At 63.4% G+C, this 21967-nt stretch carries 16 protein-coding genes and 3 tRNA genes; 18 read left to right on the top strand and 1 reads right to left on the bottom strand.

From position 1 onward, the window contains the following. The first annotated feature begins 6 nt into the window (after positions 1–6). The 14 genes from ACVCMJ_RS11405 to ACVCMJ_RS11470 all read left to right on the top strand — a co-directional run bounded on the left by ACVCMJ_RS11405 (position 7) and on the right by ACVCMJ_RS11470 (position 16370). A tRNA-Gly gene (locus tag ACVCMJ_RS11405) sits at positions 7–80 on the top strand. A gap of 35 nt (positions 81–115) precedes the next feature. Then, positions 116–190: transfer RNA gene (locus tag ACVCMJ_RS11410), tRNA-Thr, on the top strand. A gap of 46 nt (positions 191–236) precedes the next feature. Beyond that, positions 237–1430 carry an elongation factor Tu gene (gene tuf / locus ACVCMJ_RS11415; protein WP_447081524.1) on the top strand — a complete coding sequence of 398 codons (1194 nt, stop codon included), beginning with the start codon at positions 237–239 and terminating at the stop codon, positions 1428–1430. 81 nt (positions 1431–1511) lie between these two features. Further along, a tRNA-Trp gene (locus ACVCMJ_RS11420) sits at positions 1512–1587 on the top strand. Between the two features lie 41 nt (positions 1588–1628). After that, positions 1629–2009 carry a preprotein translocase subunit SecE gene (gene secE, locus ACVCMJ_RS11425; RefSeq protein ID WP_447081525.1) on the top strand — a complete coding sequence of 127 codons (381 nt, stop codon included), beginning with the start codon at positions 1629–1631 and terminating at the stop codon, positions 2007–2009. 14 nt (positions 2010–2023) lie between these two features. Continuing rightward, positions 2024–2557, top strand: a complete 534-nt coding sequence (gene nusG / locus ACVCMJ_RS11430) for a transcription termination/antitermination protein NusG (RefSeq protein ID WP_447081526.1) — start codon at positions 2024–2026, stop codon at positions 2555–2557. A gap of 148 nt (positions 2558–2705) precedes the next feature. Then, a complete protein-coding gene (gene rplK, locus ACVCMJ_RS11435) occupies positions 2706–3140 on the top strand; it encodes a 50S ribosomal protein L11 (protein WP_447081527.1) in 435 nt (144 codons plus the stop codon). Beyond that, complete coding sequence (gene rplA, locus ACVCMJ_RS11440; RefSeq protein ID WP_447081528.1) at positions 3140–3847, top strand: 50S ribosomal protein L1; 708 nt, start codon at positions 3140–3142, stop codon at positions 3845–3847. Before rplK ends, rplA begins: the two co-directional genes overlap by 1 nt. Before the next feature lie 217 nt (positions 3848–4064). Continuing rightward, the gene (gene rplJ, locus ACVCMJ_RS11445; protein WP_447081529.1) at positions 4065–4589 is read left to right on the top strand and encodes a 50S ribosomal protein L10; all 525 of its coding nucleotides are present in this window, start codon (positions 4065–4067) and stop codon (positions 4587–4589) included. Between the two features lie 75 nt (positions 4590–4664). Next, positions 4665–5045 carry a 50S ribosomal protein L7/L12 gene (rplL, locus tag ACVCMJ_RS11450; protein ID WP_447081530.1) on the top strand — a complete coding sequence of 127 codons (381 nt, stop codon included), beginning with the start codon at positions 4665–4667 and terminating at the stop codon, positions 5043–5045. 184 nt (positions 5046–5229) lie between these two features. Then, a complete protein-coding gene (rpoB, locus tag ACVCMJ_RS11455) occupies positions 5230–9342 on the top strand; it encodes a DNA-directed RNA polymerase subunit beta (RefSeq protein ID WP_447081531.1) in 4113 nt (1370 codons plus the stop codon). After that, positions 9342–13604, top strand: coding sequence for a DNA-directed RNA polymerase subunit beta' (rpoC, locus tag ACVCMJ_RS11460; RefSeq protein WP_447081532.1), 4263 nt, complete (start codon positions 9342–9344; stop codon positions 13602–13604). Before rpoB ends, rpoC begins: the two co-directional genes overlap by 1 nt. Before the next feature lie 77 nt (positions 13605–13681). Beyond that, on the top strand, positions 13682–14815 hold the full coding sequence (locus ACVCMJ_RS11465; RefSeq protein WP_447081533.1) for an NADH:flavin oxidoreductase/NADH oxidase: 1134 nt from the start codon (positions 13682–13684) through the stop codon (positions 14813–14815). 109 nt (positions 14816–14924) lie between these two features. Next, a complete protein-coding gene (locus ACVCMJ_RS11470; RefSeq protein ID WP_447081534.1) occupies positions 14925–16370 on the top strand; it encodes an NAD-dependent succinate-semialdehyde dehydrogenase in 1446 nt (481 codons plus the stop codon). 3 nt (positions 16371–16373) lie between these two features. Here the strand turns inward: ACVCMJ_RS11470 and denD are convergent, their stop codons facing one another. After that, a complete protein-coding gene (gene denD, locus ACVCMJ_RS11475; RefSeq protein ID WP_447081535.1) occupies positions 16374–17369 on the bottom strand; it encodes a D-erythronate dehydrogenase in 996 nt (331 codons plus the stop codon). 238 nt (positions 17370–17607) lie between these two features. Between denD and ACVCMJ_RS11480 the strand changes: the two genes are divergently transcribed. The 4 genes from ACVCMJ_RS11480 (at position 17608) to ACVCMJ_RS11495 (ending at position 21951) form a co-directional block, all read left to right on the top strand. Further along, complete coding sequence (locus ACVCMJ_RS11480) at positions 17608–18690, top strand: ABC transporter ATP-binding protein (protein WP_447081536.1); 1083 nt, start codon at positions 17608–17610, stop codon at positions 18688–18690. A gap of 71 nt (positions 18691–18761) precedes the next feature. Beyond that, positions 18762–20078 carry an ABC transporter substrate-binding protein gene (locus ACVCMJ_RS11485; RefSeq protein ID WP_447081537.1) on the top strand — a complete coding sequence of 439 codons (1317 nt, stop codon included), beginning with the start codon at positions 18762–18764 and terminating at the stop codon, positions 20076–20078. A gap of 101 nt (positions 20079–20179) precedes the next feature. Beyond that, positions 20180–21079: a carbohydrate ABC transporter permease gene (locus tag ACVCMJ_RS11490; protein ID WP_447081538.1), complete on the top strand. Its 900-nt coding sequence runs from the start codon at positions 20180–20182 to the stop codon at positions 21077–21079. Positions 21080–21108: 29 nt separating this feature from the next. Beyond that, complete coding sequence (locus ACVCMJ_RS11495; protein ID WP_447082582.1) at positions 21109–21951, top strand: carbohydrate ABC transporter permease; 843 nt, start codon at positions 21109–21111, stop codon at positions 21949–21951. Positions 21952–21967: the final 16 nt, after the last annotated feature.

Consider the following 21967-nt stretch of genomic DNA (forward strand, 5'->3'; position numbering starts at 1 on the left):
CGAATCGCGGGTGTAGCTCAATGGTAGAGCAGAAGCCTTCCAAGCTTACGACGAGGGTTCGATTCCCTTCACCCGCTCCAGCGGACTGGGTTCGACAGTAATCGATTGAAATACCGCCCATGTGGCTCAGTGGTAGAGCACTCCCTTGGTAAGGGAGAGGTCATGCGTTCGATCCGCATCATGGGCACCACAACTTTCAGCTACTAGCTCTCTATTTCCCTAGTCAGGAGTCAGCCATGGCAAAAGGCAAGTTTGAACGGACCAAACCGCACGTGAACGTGGGCACGATCGGGCACGTTGACCACGGCAAGACGACGCTGACGGCGGCCATCACCACGGTGCTGGCCAAGAAGAGCGGCCATGGCGAGGCCAAGGGCTACGACCAGATTGACAACGCGCCCGAAGAGAAGGCGCGCGGCATCACGATCAACACCTCGCACGTGGAGTACGAGACCGAGCACCGGCACTACGCGCACGTGGACTGCCCGGGGCACGCCGACTACGTGAAGAACATGATCACGGGCGCGGCGCAAATGGACGGGGCGATACTGGTGGTCTCGGCCGCCGACGGGCCGATGCCGCAGACGCGCGAGCACATTCTGCTGGCCCGCCAGGTGGGGGTGCCCTACATCATCGTGTTCCTGAACAAGTGCGACATGGTCGACGATGAGGAGCTGCTCGAGCTCGTCGAGATGGAGGTGCGCGAGCTGCTCTCGAAGTACGACTTTCCGGGCGATGACACGCCGATCGTCAAGGGCTCGGCCAAGCTGGCGCTCGAGGGCGACACGGGTCCGCTGGGCGAGCAGGCGATCATGCAGCTGGCCGAGACGCTGGACAGCTACATTCCGACGCCGGAGCGGGCCATCGACGGGGCCTTCCTGATGCCGGTCGAGGACGTGTTCTCGATCTCGGGCCGCGGCACGGTGGTGACGGGGCGCGTGGAGCGCGGCGTGATCAAGGTGGGCGAGGAGATCGAGATCATCGGCATTCACGACACGCAGAAGACGACCTGCACGGGCGTGGAGATGTTCCGCAAGCTGCTCGACCAGGGACAGGCGGGCGACAACGTGGGGATTTTGCTGCGCGGCACCAAACGCGAGGACGTCGAGCGCGGCCAGGTGTTGGCCAAGCCGGGGTCGATTCACCCGCACACGAACTTCACGGCCGAAGTCTACATCCTGTCCAAAGAGGAGGGCGGTCGCCACACGCCGTTCTTCAAGGGGTACCGTCCGCAGTTCTACTTCCGCACGACCGACGTGACGGGCACCATCGAGCTGCCGGCCGACAAGGAGATGGTGCTGCCGGGCGACAACGTGACGATGACGGTGCAGCTGATTGCGCCCATCGCCATGGAAGAGGGCCTGCGCTTTGCCATCCGCGAGGGCGGCCACACCGTCGGTGCCGGCGTCGTCGCCACAATCATCAAGTAATTTTGATGTACAATGGTGGGCTGGCTACCCACCATTCGTGGTTTTCAGTGGTGTGTCAGTGCAGCACTGTTTGCGGGTTGTAGGGGTATAGCTCAATTGGCAGAGCGTCGGTCTCCAAAACCGAAGGTTGAGGGTTCGATTCCTTCTGCCCCTGCCACTGACCTCATCACCGCGTCATGCGGTGTCAATCGACGATATATGTCACACCAGAACGTAGAAACAGTCAATCGCGGTGCCGACCGCATCAAGCTCGGTCTGGCCGTGCTGGTCGTGGCCGCCGGAATCGTCGCGTATTCGGTTCTGGTCGATCAGTCCATTTATGTGCGCGTCGGCGCCTTCATCGCGGGGCTGATCGTGGCCGCCGTCATCGTCTGGTTCAGCGACACCGGTCGCCGTACAGCAGCCTTTGGGCGTGAATCGTACAACGAAACGCGGCGGGTGGTCTGGCCGACCCGGAAGGAAACCACCCAGATGACAGGCATCGTGATCGCTTTCGTGATCGCCATGGGTGCGTTGCTCTGGGTGGCTGACAAGCTGCTCGAGTGGGTGATCTACGGCCTGCTGCTGGGCTGGAACTAAGGAACATAAACCGCATGAGCAAACGCTGGTACGTCGTCCATGTCTATTCGGGCATGGAGAAAAGCGTCCATAAGGCTCTGGCCGAACGCATCGAGCGCGCCGGGCTGCAGGACGCCTTCGGCCGCATCCTCGTGCCTTCCGAAGAAGTCGTCGAGATCAAGGACGGTCGCAAGTCGATCTCCGAGCGGCGGATCTTCCCGGGTTATGTACTGGTCGAGATGGATCTGACCGACGAAACCTGGCACCTGGTCAAGAGCACCAATCGCGTGACGGGCTTTCTGGGCGGTTCGGGCAACCGGCCGGCGCCGATCTCCGAAAGCGAAGTCGAGAAAATTCTGTCGCAAATGGAAGAGGGCGTCGAAAAGCCGCGTCCCAAGGTCTTGTTCGAGGTCGGCGAGTCCGTTCGCGTCAAGGAAGGTCCGTTTGCCGACTTCAACGGCAATGTCGAGGAAGTCAACTACGAAAAGAGCAAGGTCCGGGTGTCGGTCACGATCTTTGGTCGCGCCACGCCGGTCGAGCTGGATTTCAGTCAGGTCGAAAAGGTCTGATTTTTTTACCGCCAGGCCGTGTCACGGCAAGGCGTCCCCCCATGCAGGCCCGGGGTGGCCGCAAGCCGAAGGCGCAGCGTGGGGGCGTTTATAACCCGGGGAGCCTGTCACGGTCGTGACGGGCGCAATTACCCGACAGGAGCATCGCATGGCGAAGAAAATCGTCGGCTTCATCAAGCTGCAAGTGCCAGCCGGTAAAGCCAATCCCTCCCCTCCGATCGGCCCGGCGCTGGGTCAGCGGGGCTTGAACATCATGGAATTCTGCAAGGCGTTCAACGCCAAGACGCAGGGCATGGAGCCCGGTCTGCCGATTCCCGTGGTGATCACCGCGTTTGCCGACAAGAGCTTCACGTTCATCATGAAGACTCCGCCGGCCACGGTTCTGATCAAGAAGGCCGCGAACGTGCAGAAGGGTTCCTCGAACCCCAATTCCTCCAAGGTCGGCACGCTGACGCGCGCCCAGGCCGAAGAAATTGCCAAGACCAAAGAACCTGATCTGACGGCCGCCGACATGGACGCCGCCGTGCGCACCATCGCAGGTAGCGCGCGCAGCATGGGTATCGATGTCGAAGGAGTGGTGTGATGGCCAAGCTCAGCAAGCGCGTCGCGGCCATTGCCGCCAAGATCGACCGCACCAAGCTGTACCCGGTGACCGAGGCCCTGGCCTTGATCAAGGAAACCGCCACCGCCAAATTCGATGAGTCCATCGACGTGGCCGTGCAACTGGGCATCGACCCGAAGAAGTCCGACCAGCTCGTGCGCGGCTCCGTCGTGCTGCCTTCGGGCACCGGCAAGACCGTCCGCGTGGCTGTGTTCGCCCAGGGCGACAAGGCCGACGCCGCGCGCGAAGCCGGCGCCGACATCGTGGGCATGGAAGACCTGGCTGCCACCATCAAGGGCGGCACCATTGATTTCGACGTGGTGATTGCCTCGCCGGACACCATGCGCGTCGTTGGACAGCTCGGTCAGATTCTCGGCCCCCGTGGCCTGATGCCGAACCCCAAGGTCGGCACGGTGACGCCGGACGTCGCCACGGCGGTGAAGAACGCCAAGGCCGGCCAGGTGCAGTACCGCACCGACAAGGCCGGTATCGTGGCCTGCACGATCGGCCGCGCGTCCTTCGATGTCGACAAGCTTCAGGCCAACCTGAGCGCCCTGATCGACGCCCTGAACAAGGCTCGTCCGACGGCCATGAAGGGCATCTATCTGCGCAAGGTCGCGGTGTCCTCCACCATGGGTGGCGGCGCGCGTATCGAGGTGGCATCGCTGGCCGCGCAGGCCGGCCAATAGAACTTTGGGCTGTGGGGGGTCTCGTATCGCCCACCGCTGTCAAAGACCGCTGGAGCGGGCCGTTTCTCACGAAGCCGGCTGCTTAATCCCGGGCCGTTTTGCCGGATCCAGCGTAGACGGCGCCCAGGAAGAATTCATTCATGAACTCGACCAGGTGCGCCGCATTCGGTTGATGTCGGGGATCCTGCTCCGGCATCGTTAGATGGAGTGTTCAACCATGAGTCTCAATCGCCAAGAAAAGGCGGTGGTCATCGAGGAAATCTCGGCGGAAGTCGGCCGGGCCCAATCGATCATCGTTGCCGAGTACCGTGGTCTGGACGTCGCCTCCGTAACCGTATTGCGCAAAACTGCGCGTGAATCGGGCGTGTACCTGCGCGTGTTGAAAAACACGCTGGTGCGCCGCGCGCTGGGTGGCACCCCCTTCGAGGGGTTGTCCGCTCAGCTCACCGGTCCGTTGATCTATGGGATCAGCGGAGATCCGGTGGCGGCCGCCAAAGTCCTGGCCGATTTCGCAAAGACCAATGACAAGCTGGTCATCACAGGCGGGGCTCTGCCCAACAGCCTGCTGAACCAGGAAGGCGTGAAGGCTTTGGCCACCATGCCCTCCCGCGAGGAATTGCTCTCGAAGCTGCTGGGCACCATGCAGGCGCCCATCGCTCAGTTTGTGCGTACGCTCAACGAAGTGCCCACGAAGTTCGTGCGCGGCCTGGCGGCCGTCCGCGACCAGAAGCAGGCCGCTTGATTCGGTCTGCAGGGACATTGCGCTGTTACCGGCGACAACCAAACCTGGCTCATACAATTATCTGGAGTTCTAAAAATGGCAACTAAAGCTGAAATCCTGGACGCGATCGCCGCCATGAGCGTGCTCGAACTGTCCGAGCTGATCAAGGAAATGGAAGAAAAATTCGGTGTGTCCGCTGCTGCGGCCGCTGTCGCCGTGGCGGCTGCCCCGGCTGCGGGCGGTGCGGCTGCCGCCGCTGAAGAGCAGACCGAATTCACGGTCGTGCTGGCCGAGATCGGCGCCAACAAGGTCAGCGTCATCAAGGCTGTCCGCGAAATCACCGGTCTGGGCCTGAAAGAAGCCAAGGACCTGGTCGATGGCGCACCGAAGCCCGTGAAGGAAGGCGTGGACAAGGCAACTGCCGAAGACGCCAAGAAGAAGCTGGAAGAAGCCGGCGCCAAGGTCGAACTGAAGTAAGACCTCGTACGCCGCGCCCGGGAAGCCGAAAAGCCTTCCCGGGCTTTTGCGTTTCCAGGAAACCGGTCTCGCCGCCCCTGGGCGGATGCCTCAAGAGACCCGTTTTCCGGAGTCGTAAGGAAGCTCTGCTTCCACACCCCAGACCGTGGTAGACGGTCTCAGCAACCCTCGAGTCGGAGTGCTCATGCCTTATTCGTACACCGAAAAGAAGCGCATACGCAAGAGCTTCGCCAAGCGCGAGGACGTTCAGCGCGTCCCCTATCTGCTGGCCACGCAACTGCATTCGTTCAAGACCTTCCTTCAGTCAGATGTGCCGCCCGCAAAGCGCAAAGATGAAGGTCTGCAAGCTGCCTTCAATTCGATATTTCCAATCGCCAGCCACAACGGGATGGCGCGTTTGGAGTTTGTCAGCTATGTGCTGGGCACCCCCGTATTCGACGTGAAGGAATGTCAGCTTCGTGGGCTGACCTACGCCTCCCCGCTGCGTGCCAAGGTCCGCCTGGTGCTGATGGATCGCGAGGTCAGCAAGCCCACCGTGAAAGAAGTGAAGGAACAGGAAGTCTACATGGGCGAGATTCCGCTCATGACGGACACCGGATCCTTCGTGATCAATGGCACCGAGCGTGTCATCGTGTCGCAGCTCCACCGTTCGCCGGGCGTGTTTTTCGAGCACGACCGCGGCAAGACCCATAGTTCGGGCAAGCTGCTGTTCTCGGCGCGCGTGATTCCCTACCGTGGCTCCTGGCTGGACTTCGAATTCGATCCCAAGGACGTCCTGTTCTTCCGTATCGACCGCCGCCGCAAGATGCCGGTCACGATCCTGCTGAAGTCCATTGGCATGACGCCTGAGGCGATCCTGGCCTATTTCTCCAGCTTCGACCACGTCGAGCTGCATAAGGAAGGCGGCTCGCTGGAGTTCGTGCCCGAGCGCTGGAAAGGCGAAGTCGCGCGTTTCGACATCAGCGACAAGAAGGGCAACGTCATCGTCGAAAAGGACAAGCGCATCAATGCCAAGCATCTGCGCGACCTGACGGCGGCAGGCGTGAACCACATTTCCGTGCCGGAAGACTTTCTGCTGGGCCGCGTGCTGGCAAAGAACGTCGTCAATCCCGACACGGGCGAAGTGCTTGCCAGCGCCAACGACGAGATCACGGAATCCGCACTGGCCGATTTCCGTGCCGCCGGGATCGGCGCCATCGAAACGCTGTACGTCAACGAGCTGAACGAAGGGGCCTACATCTCGCAGACGCTGCGCACTGATGAAACGGCCGACCAGATGGCCGCGCGCATCGCCATCTATCGCATGATGCGCCCGGGCGAGCCGCCCACCGAAGAGGCTGTCGAGGCGCTGTTCCAGCGGCTGTTCTACTCCGAAGAGACCTACGATCTGTCGCGCGTCGGGCGCATGAAGGTCAACAGCCGCCTGGGCCGCAGCGAAGGCAATGAAGGGCCGCTGACGCTGACGAACGACGACATCCTGGATACCATCCGCATCCTGGTCGAGCTGCGCAATGGGCGCGGCCAGATCGACGATATCGATCACCTGGGCAATCGCCGCGTGCGCTGCGTGGGCGAACTGGCTGAAAATCAATTCCGTGCCGGCCTGGTGCGCGTCGAGCGCGCCGTGAAGGAACGCCTGGGCCAGGCGGAAACTGAAAACCTGATGCCGCATGACCTGATCAATTCCAAGCCCATCTCCGCGGCCATCAAGGAATTCTTCGGCTCCAGCCAGCTTTCGCAGTTCATGGACCAGACCAACCCGTTGTCGGAGATCACCCACAAGCGCCGCGTTTCGGCCCTTGGACCCGGCGGTCTGACGCGCGAACGCGCCGGCTTCGAGGTGCGCGACGTGCACCCCACGCACTATGGCCGCGTCTGCCCGATCGAAACGCCGGAAGGCCCGAACATCGGCCTGATCAACTCGCTGGCCCTGTATGCGCGCCTGAACGACTACGGTTTCCTCGAAACGCCGTATCGCAAGATCGTCGACGGCAAGGTGTCCGATCAGATCGAATACCTCTCCGCCATCGAGGAAAGCAAGTACGTGATCGCGCAGGCCAATGCGCACCTGGACGAGGAAGGCCGCTTCATCGACGACCTGGTGGCCTGCCGCGAAGCCGGCGAAACCATGCTGACCGCACCGGCCAACGTGCACTACATGGATGTGGCGCCGGCGCAGATCGTGTCGGTGGCGGCTTCGCTGATTCCGTTCCTGGAGCACGACGACGCGAACCGGGCCCTGATGGGCGCCAACATGCAGCGCCAGGCCGTGCCCTGCCTGCGGCCCCAGAAGCCGCTGGTCGGAACCGGGATCGAACGCACGGTGGCCGTGGACTCGGGTACGACCGTGCAGGCCAAGCGGGGCGGCCTCGTCGATTTCGTCGATGCCGAGCGAGTGGTGATCCGCGTGGACGATGACGAGAACATCGCCGGCGAAGTCGGCGTGGACATTTACAACCTGAAGAAGTACACGCGCTCCAACCAGAACACCAACATCAACCAGCGTCCCATCGTTTCGCGCGGCGATCATGTCGCGCGCGGCGACGTACTGGCCGATGGCGCTTCCAGCGACCTGGGCGAACTCGCCCTGGGCCAGAACATGCTGATCGCGTTCATGCCCTGGAACGGCTACAACTACGAAGACTCGGTGATGATTTCCGAGCGCGTGGTGGCCGACGACCGCTATACCTCGATCCACATCGAGGAACTGACGGTGGTGGCGCGCAACACCAAGCTGGGCGATGAGGAAATCACGCGCGATATCTCCAACCTGGCGGAAACCCAGCTCAACCGCCTGGACGAGTCCGGCATCGTGCACATCGGCGCCGAAGTCAAGGCAGACGACGTGCTGGTGGGCAAGGTCACGCCGAAGGGCGAAACCCAGCTCACGCCCGAGGAAAAACTTCTGCGCGCCATCTTTGGCGAGAAGGCTTCCGACGTAAAGGATACGTCGCTGCGCGTGCCTTCGGGCATGGTCGGCACGGTGATCGACGTGCAAGTCTTCACGCGCGAGGGCATCACGCGCGACAAGCGCGCCCAGTCCATCATCGACGAAGAGCTGCGCCGCTATCGCCAGGACTTGAACGACCAGCTCCGTATCGTCGAAAACGACGCCTTCGACCGTCTGCGCAAGACGCTGATCGGCAAAGTCGCCAACGGCGGGCCGCGCAAGCTCGCCAAGGGCACGGCATTGACGGCCGAGTACCTGGACGATCTGGATCGCTGGCAGTGGTTCGACATCCGCCTGTCCGACGAGGACGCGGCGGTAGCGCTGGAGCAGGTCAAGGACGCCCTGGAGCAGAAGCGCCACCAGTTCGACCTGGCTTTCGAGGAAAAGCGCAAGAAGCTCACCCAGGGCGACGAACTGCCGCCGGGCGTGCTGAAGATGATCAAGGTCTACCTGGCCGTCAAGCGCCGCCTGCAGCCCGGCGACAAGATGGCCGGCCGTCACGGCAACAAGGGCGTGGTCTCGCGCATCGTGCCGGTGGAGGACATGCCGCACATGGCCGACGGCACGCCGATGGACATCGTGCTCAACCCCCTGGGCGTGCCTTCGCGGATGAACATCGGTCAGGTGCTGGAAGTCCACCTGGGATGGGCGGCCCGCGGCTTGGGCCATCGTGTCGCCGAAATGCTCAATGCCGAACGCACGGTGCAGATCAAGGCATTGCGCAAGCTGCTGGACACGATCTACAACTCCCGCGGCACGCCGGTCCATCTGGATGAGCTCTCGGACGATGAAATCCGGGTGCTGGCCAACAACCTGCGCGACGGTGTGCCGCTGGCGACGCCGGTGTTCGACGGTGCGCCCGAAGGGGACATCCGGCACATGCTGGAAGTCGCCTATCCGGATGACGTCGCCGAGCGCCTGAAGCTCGCCAATGGGCGCACGCAGGCCTGGCTCACCGATGGCCGCACGGGCGAGCAATTCGAGCGCCCGGTCACGGTGGGCTATATGCACTTCCTGAAGCTGCACCACCTGGTGGACGACAAGATGCACGCACGTTCCACCGGACCGTACTCCCTGGTCACCCAGCAGCCGCTGGGCGGCAAGGCGCAGTTCGGGGGCCAGCGCTTCGGGGAAATGGAAGTCTGGGCCCTGGAAGCCTATGGCGCAGCCTACACCCTCCAGGAAATGTTGACCGTGAAGTCCGACGATATCACCGGCCGCACCAAGGTCTATGAAAACATCGTGAAGGGCGATCACGTGATCGACGCGGGCATGCCCGAGTCGTTCAACGTGCTGGTCAAGGAAATTCGATCCCTGTCCCTGGACATGGATCTGGAGCGTAAATAATGAAAGCGCTACTCGATCTCTTCAAGCAAGTCTCTCAGGACGAGCAGTTCGATGCCATCCGCATCGGCATTGCATCGCCTGAAAAGATCCGCTCCTGGTCTTACGGCGAGGTCCGCAAGCCGGAAACCATCAACTACCGGACGTTCAAGCCGGAGCGCGACGGTCTGTTCTGCGCCAAGATCTTTGGCCCGATCAAGGACTACGAGTGCCTGTGCGGCAAGTACAAGCGCCTGAAGCATCGCGGCGTCATCTGCGAAAAGTGCGGCGTCGAAGTCACGGTGGCCAAGGTGCGCCGCGAGCGCATGGGGCACATCGAGCTCGCCAGCCCGGTGGCCCACATCTGGTTCCTGAAGTCGCTGCCGTCGCGTCTGGGCATGGTCCTGGACATGACCTTGCGCGACATCGAGCGCGTGCTGTACTTCGAGGCCTGGTGCGTGATCGAACCCGGCATGACGCCGCTCAAGCGCGGCCAGATCATGTCCGATGACGACTATCTCGCCAAGACCGAGGAGTACGGCGATGACTTCCATGCCCTGATGGGCGCGGAAGCCGTGCGTGAGCTGCTGCGCACCATCGACATCGACCAAGAAGTCGAAAAGCTCCGTGGTGAACTGAAGGCCACCGGTTCGGATGCCAAGATCAAGAAAATCTCCAAGCGTCTGAAGGTTCTCGAAGGCTTCCAGAAGTCCGGCATCAAGCCCGACTGGATGATCATGGACGTGCTGCCGGTTCTGCCTCCGGATCTGCGTCCCTTGGTGCCGCTGGACGGCGGCCGCTTCGCCACCTCCGACCTGAACGATCTGTACCGCCGCGTCATCAACCGCAACAATCGCCTCAAGCGCCTGCTCGAACTGAAGGCGCCGGACATCATCCTGCGCAACGAAAAGCGCATGCTGCAGGAAGCCGTGGACTCGCTGCTCGACAATGGTCGGCGCGGCAAGGCCATGACGGGTGCCAACAAGCGCCAGCTCAAGTCCCTGGCCGACATGATCAAGGGCAAGAGCGGCCGCTTCCGCCAGAACCTGCTGGGCAAGCGCGTGGACTACTCCGGGCGTTCCGTGATTACGGTGGGCCCGTCGCTGAACCTGCACCAGTGCGGCCTGCCCAAGCTGATGGCGCTGGAGCTCTTCAAGCCCTTCATCTTCAACAAGCTGGAGCTCATGGGCCTGGCGACCACGATCAAGGCCGCCAAGAAGCTCGTCGAAAGCCAGGAACCGGTGGTCTGGGACATTCTGGAAGACGTCATCCGCGAACACCCGGTGATGCTCAACCGCGCCCCGACGCTGCACCGGCTGGGGATCCAGGCGTTCGAGCCGCAACTGATCGAAGGCAAGGCCATCCAGTTGCACCCGCTGGTGTGCGCGGCCTTCAACGCCGACTTCGACGGCGACCAGATGGCCGTGCACGTCCCGCTGTCGCTGGAAGCTCAGCTCGAGTGCCGCACGCTGATGCTGGCCTCGAACAACATCCTGTTCCCGGCCAACGGCGAGCCGTCGATCGTGCCGTCCCAGGACATGGTGCTGGGCCTGTACTACGCCTCGCGCGAGCGCATCAACGGCAAGGGCGAGGGCATGTTCCTGGCCGACCTGGCCGAGGTCCAGCGCGCCTACGACAACCATGAAGTCGAGCTGCAGACCCGCATCACCACGCGCCTGCCGGAATATGCCAAGGACGAAAACGGCGAATGGCACGCCAGTCCCCACCGCTTCCAGACGACGGTGGGCCGCGCGATGCTGTCCGAGATCCTGCCGCACGGCCTGTCCTTCAGCGTCCTGAACAAGGCGTTGAAGAAGAAGGAGATCGCCAAGCTCATCAATCTGTCGTATCGTCGCTGCGGCCTGCGCGACACGGTGATCTTTGCCGACAAGCTGATGAAGACGGGCTTCCGCCTGGCCACTCGCGCGGGGGTCTCGATCGCCATGGGCGACATGATCGTGCCCGATGCCAAGGCCGAGATCCTGGCGCAGGCATCCGCCGAGGTCAAGGAAATCGATCGCCAGTACTCTTCCGGTCTGGTGACCGCCCAGGAACGCTACAACAATGTGGTGGACATCTGGGGCAAGGCCGGCGATCGGGTCGGGAAGGCCATGATGGAGCAGTTGTCCACGGAGCCGGTCGTCGACCGCCATGGCAAGCCCGCCCGCCAGGAATCCTTCAATTCCATCTACATGATGGCCGACTCGGGAGCCCGGGGTTCGGCGGCCCAGATCCGGCAGCTTGCCGGTATGCGGGGCCTGATGGCCAAGCCGGACGGCTCCATCATCGAGACGCCTATCACGGCGAACTTCCGCGAAGGCCTGAACGTTCTGCAGTACTTCATCTCCACGCACGGCGCGCGTAAAGGCTTGGCCGATACGGCATTGAAGACCGCCAACTCCGGCTATCTGACACGCCGTCTGGTGGACGTGACCCAGGACCTGGTCATCACCGAGGACGACTGCGGCACCACGAACGGCTACATCATGAAGGCGCTGGTCGAGGGCGGCGAAGTCGTCGAGGCCCTGAAGGACCGCGTTCTGGGCCGTGTGGCGGTCGCCGACATCGTCAATCCAGAAACCCAGGAAACCCTGATTCACGCCGGCACGCTGCTGGACGAACACCAGGTCGAGCTGCTGGACGAGGCTGGTGTCGACGAAGTCAAGATTCGCACGCCGCTGACCTGCGAAACCCGCCACGGCCTGTGCGCCAAGTGCTACGGCCGCGACCTGGGCCGCGGCTCGCTGGTGAACAAGGGCGAGGCGGTGGGCGTCATCGCCGCCCAGTCCATTGGCGAACCGGGCACGCAGCTCACGATGCGGACCTTCCACATCGGCGGTGCGGCATCGCGTTCCGCGATGGCGAGCTCGGTGGAAACCAAGTCCGCCGGGACCATCGGCTTTGCCATCGGCCTGCGGTATCTGACCAACGGCAAGGGCGACCGCATTGCGGTGTCGCGTTCCGGCGAGGTCGTGCTGGTCGACGACAATCACCGCGAGCGTGAACGCCACAAGGTCCCGTACGGTGCGACCATCCTGGTGGGCGATGGCGACAGCGTGAAGGCTGGTGCCAAGCTGGCGACCTGGGACCCGTTGACACGCCCCATCGTGTCCGAATACCACGGCACGGTGCGCTTCGCCAACATCGAGGAAGGCGTCACGGTGGCCCGCCAGGTCGACGAGATCACCGGCCTGTCCACGCTGGTCGTCATCACGCCGAAGACGACGCGCGGCGGCAAGGGCGCGCAACGGCCCCAGATCCTGCTTCTGGACGAGCAGGGCCAGGAAATCAAGGTCGCGGGTACCGATCACGCGGTGGCCATCTCGCTGCCGGTGGGCGCGCTCGTCACCGTACGCGATGGACAGAAGGTCGGCGAAGGCGACTTCCTGGCGCGTATCCCGCAGGAATCCCAGAAGACCCGCGACATCACGGGCGGCCTGCCGCGCGTGGCCGAACTCTTCGAGGCCCGTTCTCCGAAGGACGCCGGCATGCTGGCCGAGGTCACCGGCACGGTGTCCTTTGGCAAGGACACCAAGGGCAAGCAGCGTCTGGTCATCACCGACATGGACGGCACCAGCCACGAGTTCCTGATTTCCAAGGAAAAGCAGGTGCTGGTGCACGATGGCCAGGTGGTCAACAAGGGCGAGCTCATCGTCGACGGTCCGGCCGATCCGCACGACATTCTGCGGTTGCAGGGCATCGAGGCGCTGGCGGCCTATGTCGTCAACGAAGTCCAGGACGTCTACCGTCTGCAGGGTGTGAAGATCAACGACAAGCACATCGAAGTCATCGTGCGCCAGATGCTGCGCCGGGTGAACATCACCAGTTCGGGCGATACGTCGTTCATCACCGGTGAACAGGTCGAGCGTGCCGAGCTGCTGAACGAGAACGACCGCATGGACGTGGCCGGCAAGATCCCGGCTACGTACGACAACGTGCTGCTGGGCATCACCAAGGCCTCGCTGTCCACCGATTCGTTCATCTCGGCGGCTTCCTTCCAGGAAACCACCCGCGTGCTCACCGAGGCTGCCATCATGGGCAAGCGCGACGATCTGCGTGGCCTGAAGGAAAACGTGATCGTCGGGCGGCTGATTCCGGCCGGAACCGGCATGGCCTACCACGAAGCGCGGCATGCCCGCGAAATCTTCGAAGCGGCCGAGCGCGCGGCGGCTCGCGAGCAGGCCAACCCGTTTGGCGACTCCGAAGAGATGGCGCACGTGGGATCCGACGAAGGCAACCCGGACGATGGGGAATCCACGATGCCGGATGTGCCATCCGATGAGTAACAGTTAGGCGCTTTGGCCGACCCTCGATGTTCCGTGCAAGCCGGAAATCGAGGGTTTTTCTTTCCAGGTGGAACGACATGGGATCTTCGCTTTTCTCACCCCTGGCCCTGAAGGGTCTGACGCTGCACAACCGGATCGTCGTCAGTCCGATGTGTCAATACAGCGCTGTGGAAGGCTGCGCAAGCCAGTGGCACCGCACGCATTGGGGCATGCTGTCCGGCAGCGGGGCCGCCTTGCTGCTGATCGAGGCGGCGGCAGTCGTGCCCGAAGGGCGCATCACCTACGGCGATCTGGGGATTTACTCCGATGCCAACGAGCGCGCGCTGGCCGAGACACTGGCGGGTGTGCGAGCCAACAGCGACATGCCGATCGGGATCCAGCTCGCTCACGCCGGGCGCAAGGCTTCCTGCGAGGTGCCATGGCGCGGCGCGCACCAGATCAACGCGGCGGATCCCGGGGGGTGGCAGACGGTTGCGCCCTCGGCTCTACCGATCCGTGACGGCGATCTTCCGCCGGTCGCGCTGGATCGGAAGGACCTGGCCCGCATCCGCGAGGCGTTCGTGACGGCGGCCCGCCGGTCGGCCCGGCTGGAACTCGATGCCATCCAGTTGCACTTCGCGCACGGCTATCTGGTGCATCAGTTCCTCTCGCCGCTCTCCAATCGGCGGACGGACGAGTACGGCGGTTCGCTGGAGAACCGCCTGCGCTATGCCCTCGAAGTCTTCGATGCCGTGCGCCAGGTGTGGCCGGACCGGCCCCTGGGCATCCGCGTATCCGCCACCGACTGGGTCGAGGGCGGCTGGGATCTTGCGCAGACGATCGCTCTGGCGCAGCGCGTTCAGGCGCTGGGCTGCGACTGGATCGACGTCTCGTCCGGGGGGCTGAGCGCGCAGCAGCAGATTCCGGCGGGGCCGGGCTATCAGGTGCCGTTTGCTCGCGAAATCCGCCGCGCGTCCGGTATGCCCACGAGTGCGGTGGGGCTGATCACGGAGCCGCGGCAGGCCGAGGAGATCGTAGCCGGCGGCTCTTCCGATCTGGTGACATTGGCCCGGGCGCTGCTATGGAATCCTCACTGGCCCTGGCAGGCGGCGGCCGAACTGGGTGCCAGCGTGAAGGCGCCTGCCCAGTATTGGCGCAGCCAGCCTCACGGCGTGCAAGGGGTCTTCGAGGACCGTGTGCCCGGCTCCGCGGGAGCTGCGGGGAAGCGGTGAATTCATTCGTACTACACTTGGGTGGTACGACATCTATCGAGCGCGGCGCGGTCCAGCCCCGCGGCCGGGGCTGGCAGCCGCGTTTTTTCACCTATTTTCGGGTTTCTCCATGACTGCTACTCAATATCCCAATACCAAGCTTCTGATTTCCAACCAGTGGGTGGACGCCTCCGGCGGCAAAACCCTGGACGTACGGAACCCCGCCACCGGCGAGGTCATCGGCAAGGTTGCCCATGCCGGAAAGAACGACCTGGATCGGGCCTTGCAGGCTGCCCAGGAAGGTTTCAGGGTGTGGCGCAACACATCCGCGCACGAGCGTGCGGCCACGATGCGCCGCGCGGCGGCGCTGTTGCGTGAACGCGCGGGCGATATTGCGCGGCTGCTCACCCAGGAGCAGGGCAAGCCGCTGGCGGAGGCCACGGGTGAGACACTGGCGGGTGCCAATCTGATCGAATGGTTCGCCGACGAGGGCCTGCGCGTCTATGGCCGCATCGTCCCGTCGCGCAACGTCAGCGCACTGCAACTGGTCATCAAGGAGCCGGTAGGGCCGGTGGCGGCTTTCACGCCGTGGAATTTCCCCATCAACCAGGTCGTGCGCAAGCTGGGCCCCGCGCTGGCGGCAGGCTGCTCGATTCTGTGCAAGGCTCCAGAGGAAACGCCGGCCTCGCCGGCGGCGCTGCTGCAGACATTCGTGGATGCGGGCGTACCCGCCGGGGTGGTGGGGCTGGTCTATGGCGATCCGGCCGAAATCTCGAGCTATCTGATCGCGCATCCGATCATTCAGATGGTCACGTTCACCGGATCGATCCCGGTCGGCAAGCACCTGGCGTCCCTGGCGGGCGCCCATATGAAGCGGGTCACGATGGAACTGGGTGGCCACGCACCGGTGATTGTCGCGGATGACGCGGATCTGGACGTGGCGGTGAGCGTGTCTGCGAAGTCCAAGTTCCGGAACGCGGGGCAGGTGTGCATTTCGCCGACCCGCTTCCTGGTGCACAAGAGCCTGGAGAAGCCTTTCACCGAAGCCTTCGTGAAGTATGCAGAGTCGCTGAATCTCGGTGACGGGCTGTCGGAGAGCACGACGCTGGGGCCTCTGGCCAATCCCCGCCGGATCACGGCCATGGAAGATGTCGTGGCCGATGCGCGCAAGCGCGGCGCCGACATCGTGACGGGCGGCAAGCGCGTGGGTGACGCCGGCAACTTCTTCGCGCCGACGGTGGTGACGAATCTGTCGATCGAGGCCGACCTCTTCAACAAGGAACCCTTTGGCCCGATCGCGGGCATCCGTACGTTCGAGCGTCTGGAGGAGGCCATCTCCGAGGCCAATCGCCTGGCCTTCGGCCTGTCCGCCTATGCGTTCACGCGCTCCTTCAAGAATGTGCGGCTGCTGGCGGATCAGGTCCAGGCCGGCATGCTCTGGATCAATCAGCCGGCGACGCCGTCGGCCGAGCTGCCGTTTGGCGGCATCAAGGATTCGGGCTACGGGTCGGAAGGGGGCCCGGAAGCGCTGGAGACGTACCTCAACACCAAGGCGCTTTCAGCCGTCGGCGTCTGACGATCAAGCCTTCGGGGCGGCCCGGCCGCCCAGCTCGTCCTCGATGTGGGCGCGGATGATGTGGTCGAAGTCCGCGTCCGCCTTGAACCCGAGCGCGATCGCACGCCGCGCGTCGAAATTCCGCGGCCAGCCCGCCACGATGTCGATGATGGTCTGATCAGGCTCGTGGCGGATGAGGCGCACGGCCGACTCCCCGGCAGCGCGGCGCAGCGCATCGATCTCGTCGCCGACGGTGGCGGACAGCCCCGGCATGCTCAGTGCTCGCCGGGCGCCCAGCCGGCGAAGGTCCAGCGTCGCCGCGTGGGTCAGGAACCCGATGGCGGCGCGAGGGCTGGCGAACCAGTGACGCACGTCGGTGGACACAGGCAGCACGGCCGCTTGGCCGGCCAGCGGCTCCCGCAAAATATTGGAGAAAAATCCGGAAGCCGCCTTGTTCGGCTTGCCGGGGCGTACACAGATGGTGGGTAGGCGAATGGCGATGCCGTCCAGGAATCCTTTGCGCGTGTAGTCCGACAGCAGGAGTTCGCCGATGGCTTTCTGGGTACCATAGCTGGTCAGCGGGGTCGAGAAGAATTCATCATCGATCGGGTCGGGGAACGGCGCGCCGAACACGGCGATGGACGATGTGAACACCAGGCGCGGCCGGTACGGCGACTGCCGGCCTTGTTCGCGGATGGCTTCCAGCAAAAGGCGCGTGCCGTCCAGATTGGTCCGGTAACCCTTGTCGAAATCGGCCTCGGCTTCTCCTGACACGATGGCCGCCAGGTGAAAGATCACGTCGGGACGCCCCGCAACCAGGCGCGCGGCGGTGCCTGCCTTGGCCAAGTCCGCAGCGACGGTGCTGGCGGTGCCCCCGAATGCCGCCGGCGCTTCCGGTGCGATGACGTCGGCCAGCGTCAGCCGCTCGATGACTGCGTCGCCGAGCCGCCCGTCCGCCATCAGGCGTTGGGTGAGCTTCCGGCCAATCATGCCGGCGGCGCCAATGATCAGGATGTGCATATCAGGTCTCGGGTTGAGCGCGGGCCAATAGGCCGCCCGCGCGGCGGTAGGGGGCGTGAGGGTTCCATCTTAGGGCGCGGGTGCGGCGGCGGAAAGGGTCGTTATCCCTGAAAAGTCCCACGATGTGAACGAGCCGTGCGCATGATGGGGATTTCCCTGCTTACGCGACGTTTCCACGTGGCGCAGAATCCTTGGAGTGGCAGTCGCGCGGTTCAAAACTCGAACACAAGGACGTCCAATGGCATCAGTGCAGCTTAAAGCAGTACAGAAGTCGTTTGGTGGCACTCAGGTTATCCGGGGTGTGGATGTGGAAGTCGAAGACGGCCAGTTCGTCGTGCTGGTCGGGCCTTCCGGATGCGGCAAGTCCACTCTGCTGCGCATGCTGGCGGGGCTGGAGCAGATCTCCGGCGGCGAGATTCTGATCGACGGCCGGGTGGTCAACACCTTGTCTCCCAAAGCGCGCGATGTTGCGATGGTGTTCCAGAACTACGCGCTCTATCCCCATATGACGGTGTTCGACAACATGGCGTTCTCGCTCATGCTGGCCAAGACCGATCGCGCTGAAATCCGCAAGCGGGTCGACCAGGCCTCGGAGATCCTGGGCCTGTCGCAACTCCTCGCGCGCTATCCGCGCCAATTGTCCGGTGGACAGCGCCAGCGGGTGGCCATGGGCCGCGCCATCGTGCGCAATCCCCAGGTCTTTCTCTTCGACGAGCCTCTGTCCAATCTGGATGCCAAATTGCGCGTGCAGATGCGTGCGGAGATCCGCGCCCTGCACCAGCGGCTGCAGGCCACGTCGGTCTATGTGACGCACGATCAGATCGAGGCCATGACGATGGGCGACCTCATCGTGGTGATGAACGACGGCCGGGTGGAGCAACAGGGGCAGCCGTTGGACCTGTACGATCGGCCTGACAATCTGTTCGTAGCCGGTTTCATCGGCTCGCCCACCATGAATATGCTGCCGGGCGTGCTGCATCGGTCGGCCGAGGGCGACCACGTCCTCTTTCCGAATGGCAGCCGCCTGCCGGTGCCGCCGGCTGCCCGCGGCCTGGGCCAGGATGGCCAGCGGGTCATCTACGGCGTACGCCCGGAACACCTGACCCTGGCGGCAGGCGATCAGGGCCTCGAGGCGGTCGTCACCGTGGTGGAACCCACCGGGGCCGACACCGAGGTTCACGCCCGCATCGATTCGGTGGACGTGGTGGCGGTATTCCGCGAACGCCAGAGCCTGCATCCCGGCGATACGGTGTCGCTGGCGCCGGAGCCCGCGTTCACGCATCTGTTTGATGAAGGTTCCGGAAAAGCAATGAGACAGTGAGGTTTCCCACGCCGGTTGGTCTGGCAGTTCGTGCCTGTGTGCACGAAAAATTTCCTTGAAGGAGCAGAGACATGGCGAAGTTCACAAGACGTGATTTTCTGACGACCACCGCCGCAGCGGCGGCCTCCACGGCTTTTCCGGGGCTGGCTGCCGCTGCCGACACCGGAACCAAGCTGCTGCATGCGCCGGAAAAGGGCGCAAAACTGAATGTTTTGCGCTGGCACGCCTTCGTCCAGGGTGACGCCGATCAATGGAAGGTCAACACCGAGAAGTTCACCAAGCAGACCGGCATCCCCGTGAAGGTGGACGACGTGGGCTGGGAGGATGTGCGCGCCAAGGCGGCTCTGGCCGCGCGCGTGGGCAGTGGTCCCGACATCATCATCAGCTGGTTCGACGATCCCGAGCAGTTCCCCGACAAGCTCATCGATGTGTCCGAACTGGGAGACTACCTGGGCAAGAAGTATGGCGGCTGGTATGACGTCTGCAAGCGCTATGGAAGGCATGGCGGCAAATGGATCGCCATCCCGCTGGGCTCCAACGGCAACGCCATTGCCTATCGCCAGAGCATGGTCAAGGCCGCCGGCTTCGATGGCGTGCCCACGGATCTGGCGGGCTTCCTCAAACTGTGCCAGGCGCTGCAGGCCAAGGGCACCCCGGCCGGTTTTGCGTTTGGCCACGCCGTGGGCGACGGCAACAACTTCTGCCATTGGCTGCTGTGGTCCCACGGCGGCAAGGTCGCCAATCCCAAGGGCCAGGTCGTGCTGAATTCCCCGGAGACCGTCGCGGCGCTCGAGTACGCGACGCAGCTCTACAAGACTTTCATTCCCGGGACGCTGGGCTGGAACGACACGTCCAACAACCGCGCCTTCCTGGACAGCCAGATCTCCCTGACCGCCAATGGCATTTCGCTCTACTACAGTGCCAAGACGTCGAAAGATCCCAAGATGAATGCCATGGCCCAGGACATGGCCCATTCGCACTTCCCGGTCGGGGCCAGCGGCAAGCACACCGAGATCATGCAGATCAGCCAGTTCATGCACTTCAAATATTCAAAGTATCCGAACGCGGCCAAGGCCTACACGCAGTTCATGATGGAAGCCGATCAGTACAACCCGTGGATGGAGTCCTCCATCGGCTACGTCAGTCAGCCGTTGAAGGCCTACGAGTCCAATCCGGTCTGGAACGACCCCAAGATCACGGTATATCGGGATTCGACGGGCATCATGCTGGACAACGGCTACGACGGCCCGCTGGGCGCCGCGTCGGCCGCGGTCATGGCGAACTACGTGGTGGTCGACATGTTTGCCGCCGCCGTCAGCGGTTCCAAGACGCCCAAGCAGGCAGCCGCCGACGCAGCCGAACGGGCCAAGCGTTACTACAAGTCCTGACCAACCCGCGCGCCGGTCGCTGGCCTGTGCCCGGCGATCCGTTGCGCGGCTGATCCGGCCGGGCGCCCGCCGCCCGGCCGTGATCGCGCAAAGGGGTTCCCATGCTGTCGCATCGATTTGACAACAGCAACCTGCTGGGCTGGATCTTCATGGCGCCCGCCGCGATCCTGCTGCTGTTCTTCCTGACTTACCCGCTGGGCCTGGGTGTCTGGCTCGGGTTCACCGACACCACGATCGGCAGCGACGGGCAGTGGATCGGGCTGGACAATTACGCCTATCTGGTGGGCGACCCGATTTCACGACTGGCGCTGTTCAACACGATTCTCTATACGGTGGTGGCGTGTGCCTTCAAGTTCGCGCTGGGCCTGTGGCTGGCGATCCTGCTCAACCACAAGCTGCGCATGCAGTCGTTCTTCCGCTCCGTGATCATGCTGCCGTGGATCGTCCCGACGGCGCTGTCGGCCCTGGCCTTCTGGTGGATGTACGACCCGCAGTTCTCCATCATCAGCTGGGTGCTGGTCAAGCTCGGACTCATCGACCGGTACATCGATTTCCTGGGGGATCCGTGGCTGGCGCGCCTGTCGGTGGTGATCGCCAACATCTGGCGCGGCATTCCGTTCTTTGCCATCACGCTGCTGGCAGGCCTGCAGACCATCTCGCCCAACCTCTACGAGGCCGCCGCGATCGACGGGGTCACGCCCTGGCAGCAGTTCCGCTACGTGACGCTGCCGCTGCTCACGCCCATCATTGCCGTGGTGACCACGTTCTCGGTGCTCTTCACCTTCACCGACTTCCAACTGGTATACGTGCTGACCCGGGGCGGCCCGGTGAATGCCACGCAACTCATGACGACGTTGTCGTATCAGCAGGCCATTTCGGGCGGCGCGCTGGGCGAGGGTTCGGCGCTGGCCATCATGATGGTGCCGTTCCTGCTGGCGTCCGTCCTGTTCTCGTACTTTGGCCTGCAGCGCCGGGCCTGGCAACGCGGGGGTGACAAGTGAACGACAAGACCAAGGCAGAGCCGGAAGGCATGGAGTATCTGCAGTCCCTGCCGCGTCGCTGGGTGACGATCTACATTCCGCTGGGCATCTTCGTGTTCGTGCTGCTGTTTCCGTTCTACTGGATGGTGATCACGGCATTCAAGCCCGCCTCGGAACTCGCCCTGCATACCAGCAATCCGTTCTGGGTGATCTCGCCCACGCTGCAGCACTTCAAGGACCTGCTGTTCAACACGCCGTTCCCGAGCTGGATGCTGAACACGCTCATCGTGTCCGTGGTGGCCACCGTCCTGTCGCTGGCCTGCGGGACGTTGGGCGCCTATGCCATCGAGCGCCTGCGCTTCCAGGGGTCCAAGCAGGTCGGAATGGCCATCTTCTTTGCCTATTTGGTTCCCCCCTCCATCCTGTTCATTCCGCTGGCATCCATCGTCTTCAAGATGGGATTGTTCGATACGCGCTGGGCGCTGATCCTGACCTATCCCACCTTCCTGATCCCGTTCTCCACCTGGCTGCTGATGGGCTATTTCCGCTCCATTCCGTACGAGCTCGAAGAATGCGCGCTCATCGACGGCGCGACGCGCTGGCAGATCCTGGTGAAGATCATCCTGCCGCTGTCGGTGCCTGGGCTGATTTCGGCGGGCATCTTCGCCTTCACCTTGTCCTGGAACGAATACATCTATGCGCTGACGCTGATCTCGTCTTCGGAAATGAAGACGGTGCCGGTGGGCATGACCACCGAACTCATCGAGGGCGACGTCTATCACTGGGGGCAATTGATGGCGGGTGCGCTGCTGGGGTCGCTGCCGGTTGCGGTCATCTACTCCTTTTTCGCGGAGTACTATGTATCGGGCATGACGGGTGCCATCAAGGAATAGCGACGAGCGAGGTGTG

The organism is Castellaniella sp. UC4447_H14 (assembly GCF_052978285.1).

What these genes read in the sequence shown, in the direction of transcription:
- nusG (WP_447081526.1), top strand. Translation starts at nt 2,024, where the DNA reads ATGAGCAAACGCTGGTACGTCGTCCATGTCTATTCGGGCATGGAGAAA.
- ACVCMJ_RS11495 (WP_447082582.1), top strand. Translation starts at nt 21,109, where the DNA reads ATGGAGTATCTGCAGTCCCTGCCGCGTCGCTGGGTGACGATCTACATT.
- ACVCMJ_RS11490 (WP_447081538.1), top strand. Translation starts at nt 20,180, where the DNA reads ATGCTGTCGCATCGATTTGACAACAGCAACCTGCTGGGCTGGATCTTC.
- secE (WP_447081525.1), top strand. Translation starts at nt 1,629, where the DNA reads ATGTCACACCAGAACGTAGAAACAGTCAATCGCGGTGCCGACCGCATC.
- rplL (WP_447081530.1), top strand. Translation starts at nt 4,665, where the DNA reads ATGGCAACTAAAGCTGAAATCCTGGACGCGATCGCCGCCATGAGCGTG.
- rplA (WP_447081528.1), top strand. Translation starts at nt 3,140, where the DNA reads ATGGCCAAGCTCAGCAAGCGCGTCGCGGCCATTGCCGCCAAGATCGAC.
- rpoB (WP_447081531.1), top strand. Translation starts at nt 5,230, where the DNA reads ATGCCTTATTCGTACACCGAAAAGAAGCGCATACGCAAGAGCTTCGCC.
- rplJ (WP_447081529.1), top strand. Translation starts at nt 4,065, where the DNA reads ATGAGTCTCAATCGCCAAGAAAAGGCGGTGGTCATCGAGGAAATCTCG.
- denD (WP_447081535.1), bottom strand. Translation starts at nt 17,369, where the DNA reads ATGCACATCCTGATCATTGGCGCCGCCGGCATGATTGGCCGGAAGCTC.
- ACVCMJ_RS11480 (WP_447081536.1), top strand. Translation starts at nt 17,608, where the DNA reads ATGGCATCAGTGCAGCTTAAAGCAGTACAGAAGTCGTTTGGTGGCACT.
- ACVCMJ_RS11470 (WP_447081534.1), top strand. Translation starts at nt 14,925, where the DNA reads ATGACTGCTACTCAATATCCCAATACCAAGCTTCTGATTTCCAACCAG.
- ACVCMJ_RS11485 (WP_447081537.1), top strand. Translation starts at nt 18,762, where the DNA reads ATGGCGAAGTTCACAAGACGTGATTTTCTGACGACCACCGCCGCAGCG.
- ACVCMJ_RS11465 (WP_447081533.1), top strand. Translation starts at nt 13,682, where the DNA reads ATGGGATCTTCGCTTTTCTCACCCCTGGCCCTGAAGGGTCTGACGCTG.
- tuf (WP_447081524.1), top strand. Translation starts at nt 237, where the DNA reads ATGGCAAAAGGCAAGTTTGAACGGACCAAACCGCACGTGAACGTGGGC.
- rpoC (WP_447081532.1), top strand. Translation starts at nt 9,342, where the DNA reads ATGAAAGCGCTACTCGATCTCTTCAAGCAAGTCTCTCAGGACGAGCAG.
- rplK (WP_447081527.1), top strand. Translation starts at nt 2,706, where the DNA reads ATGGCGAAGAAAATCGTCGGCTTCATCAAGCTGCAAGTGCCAGCCGGT.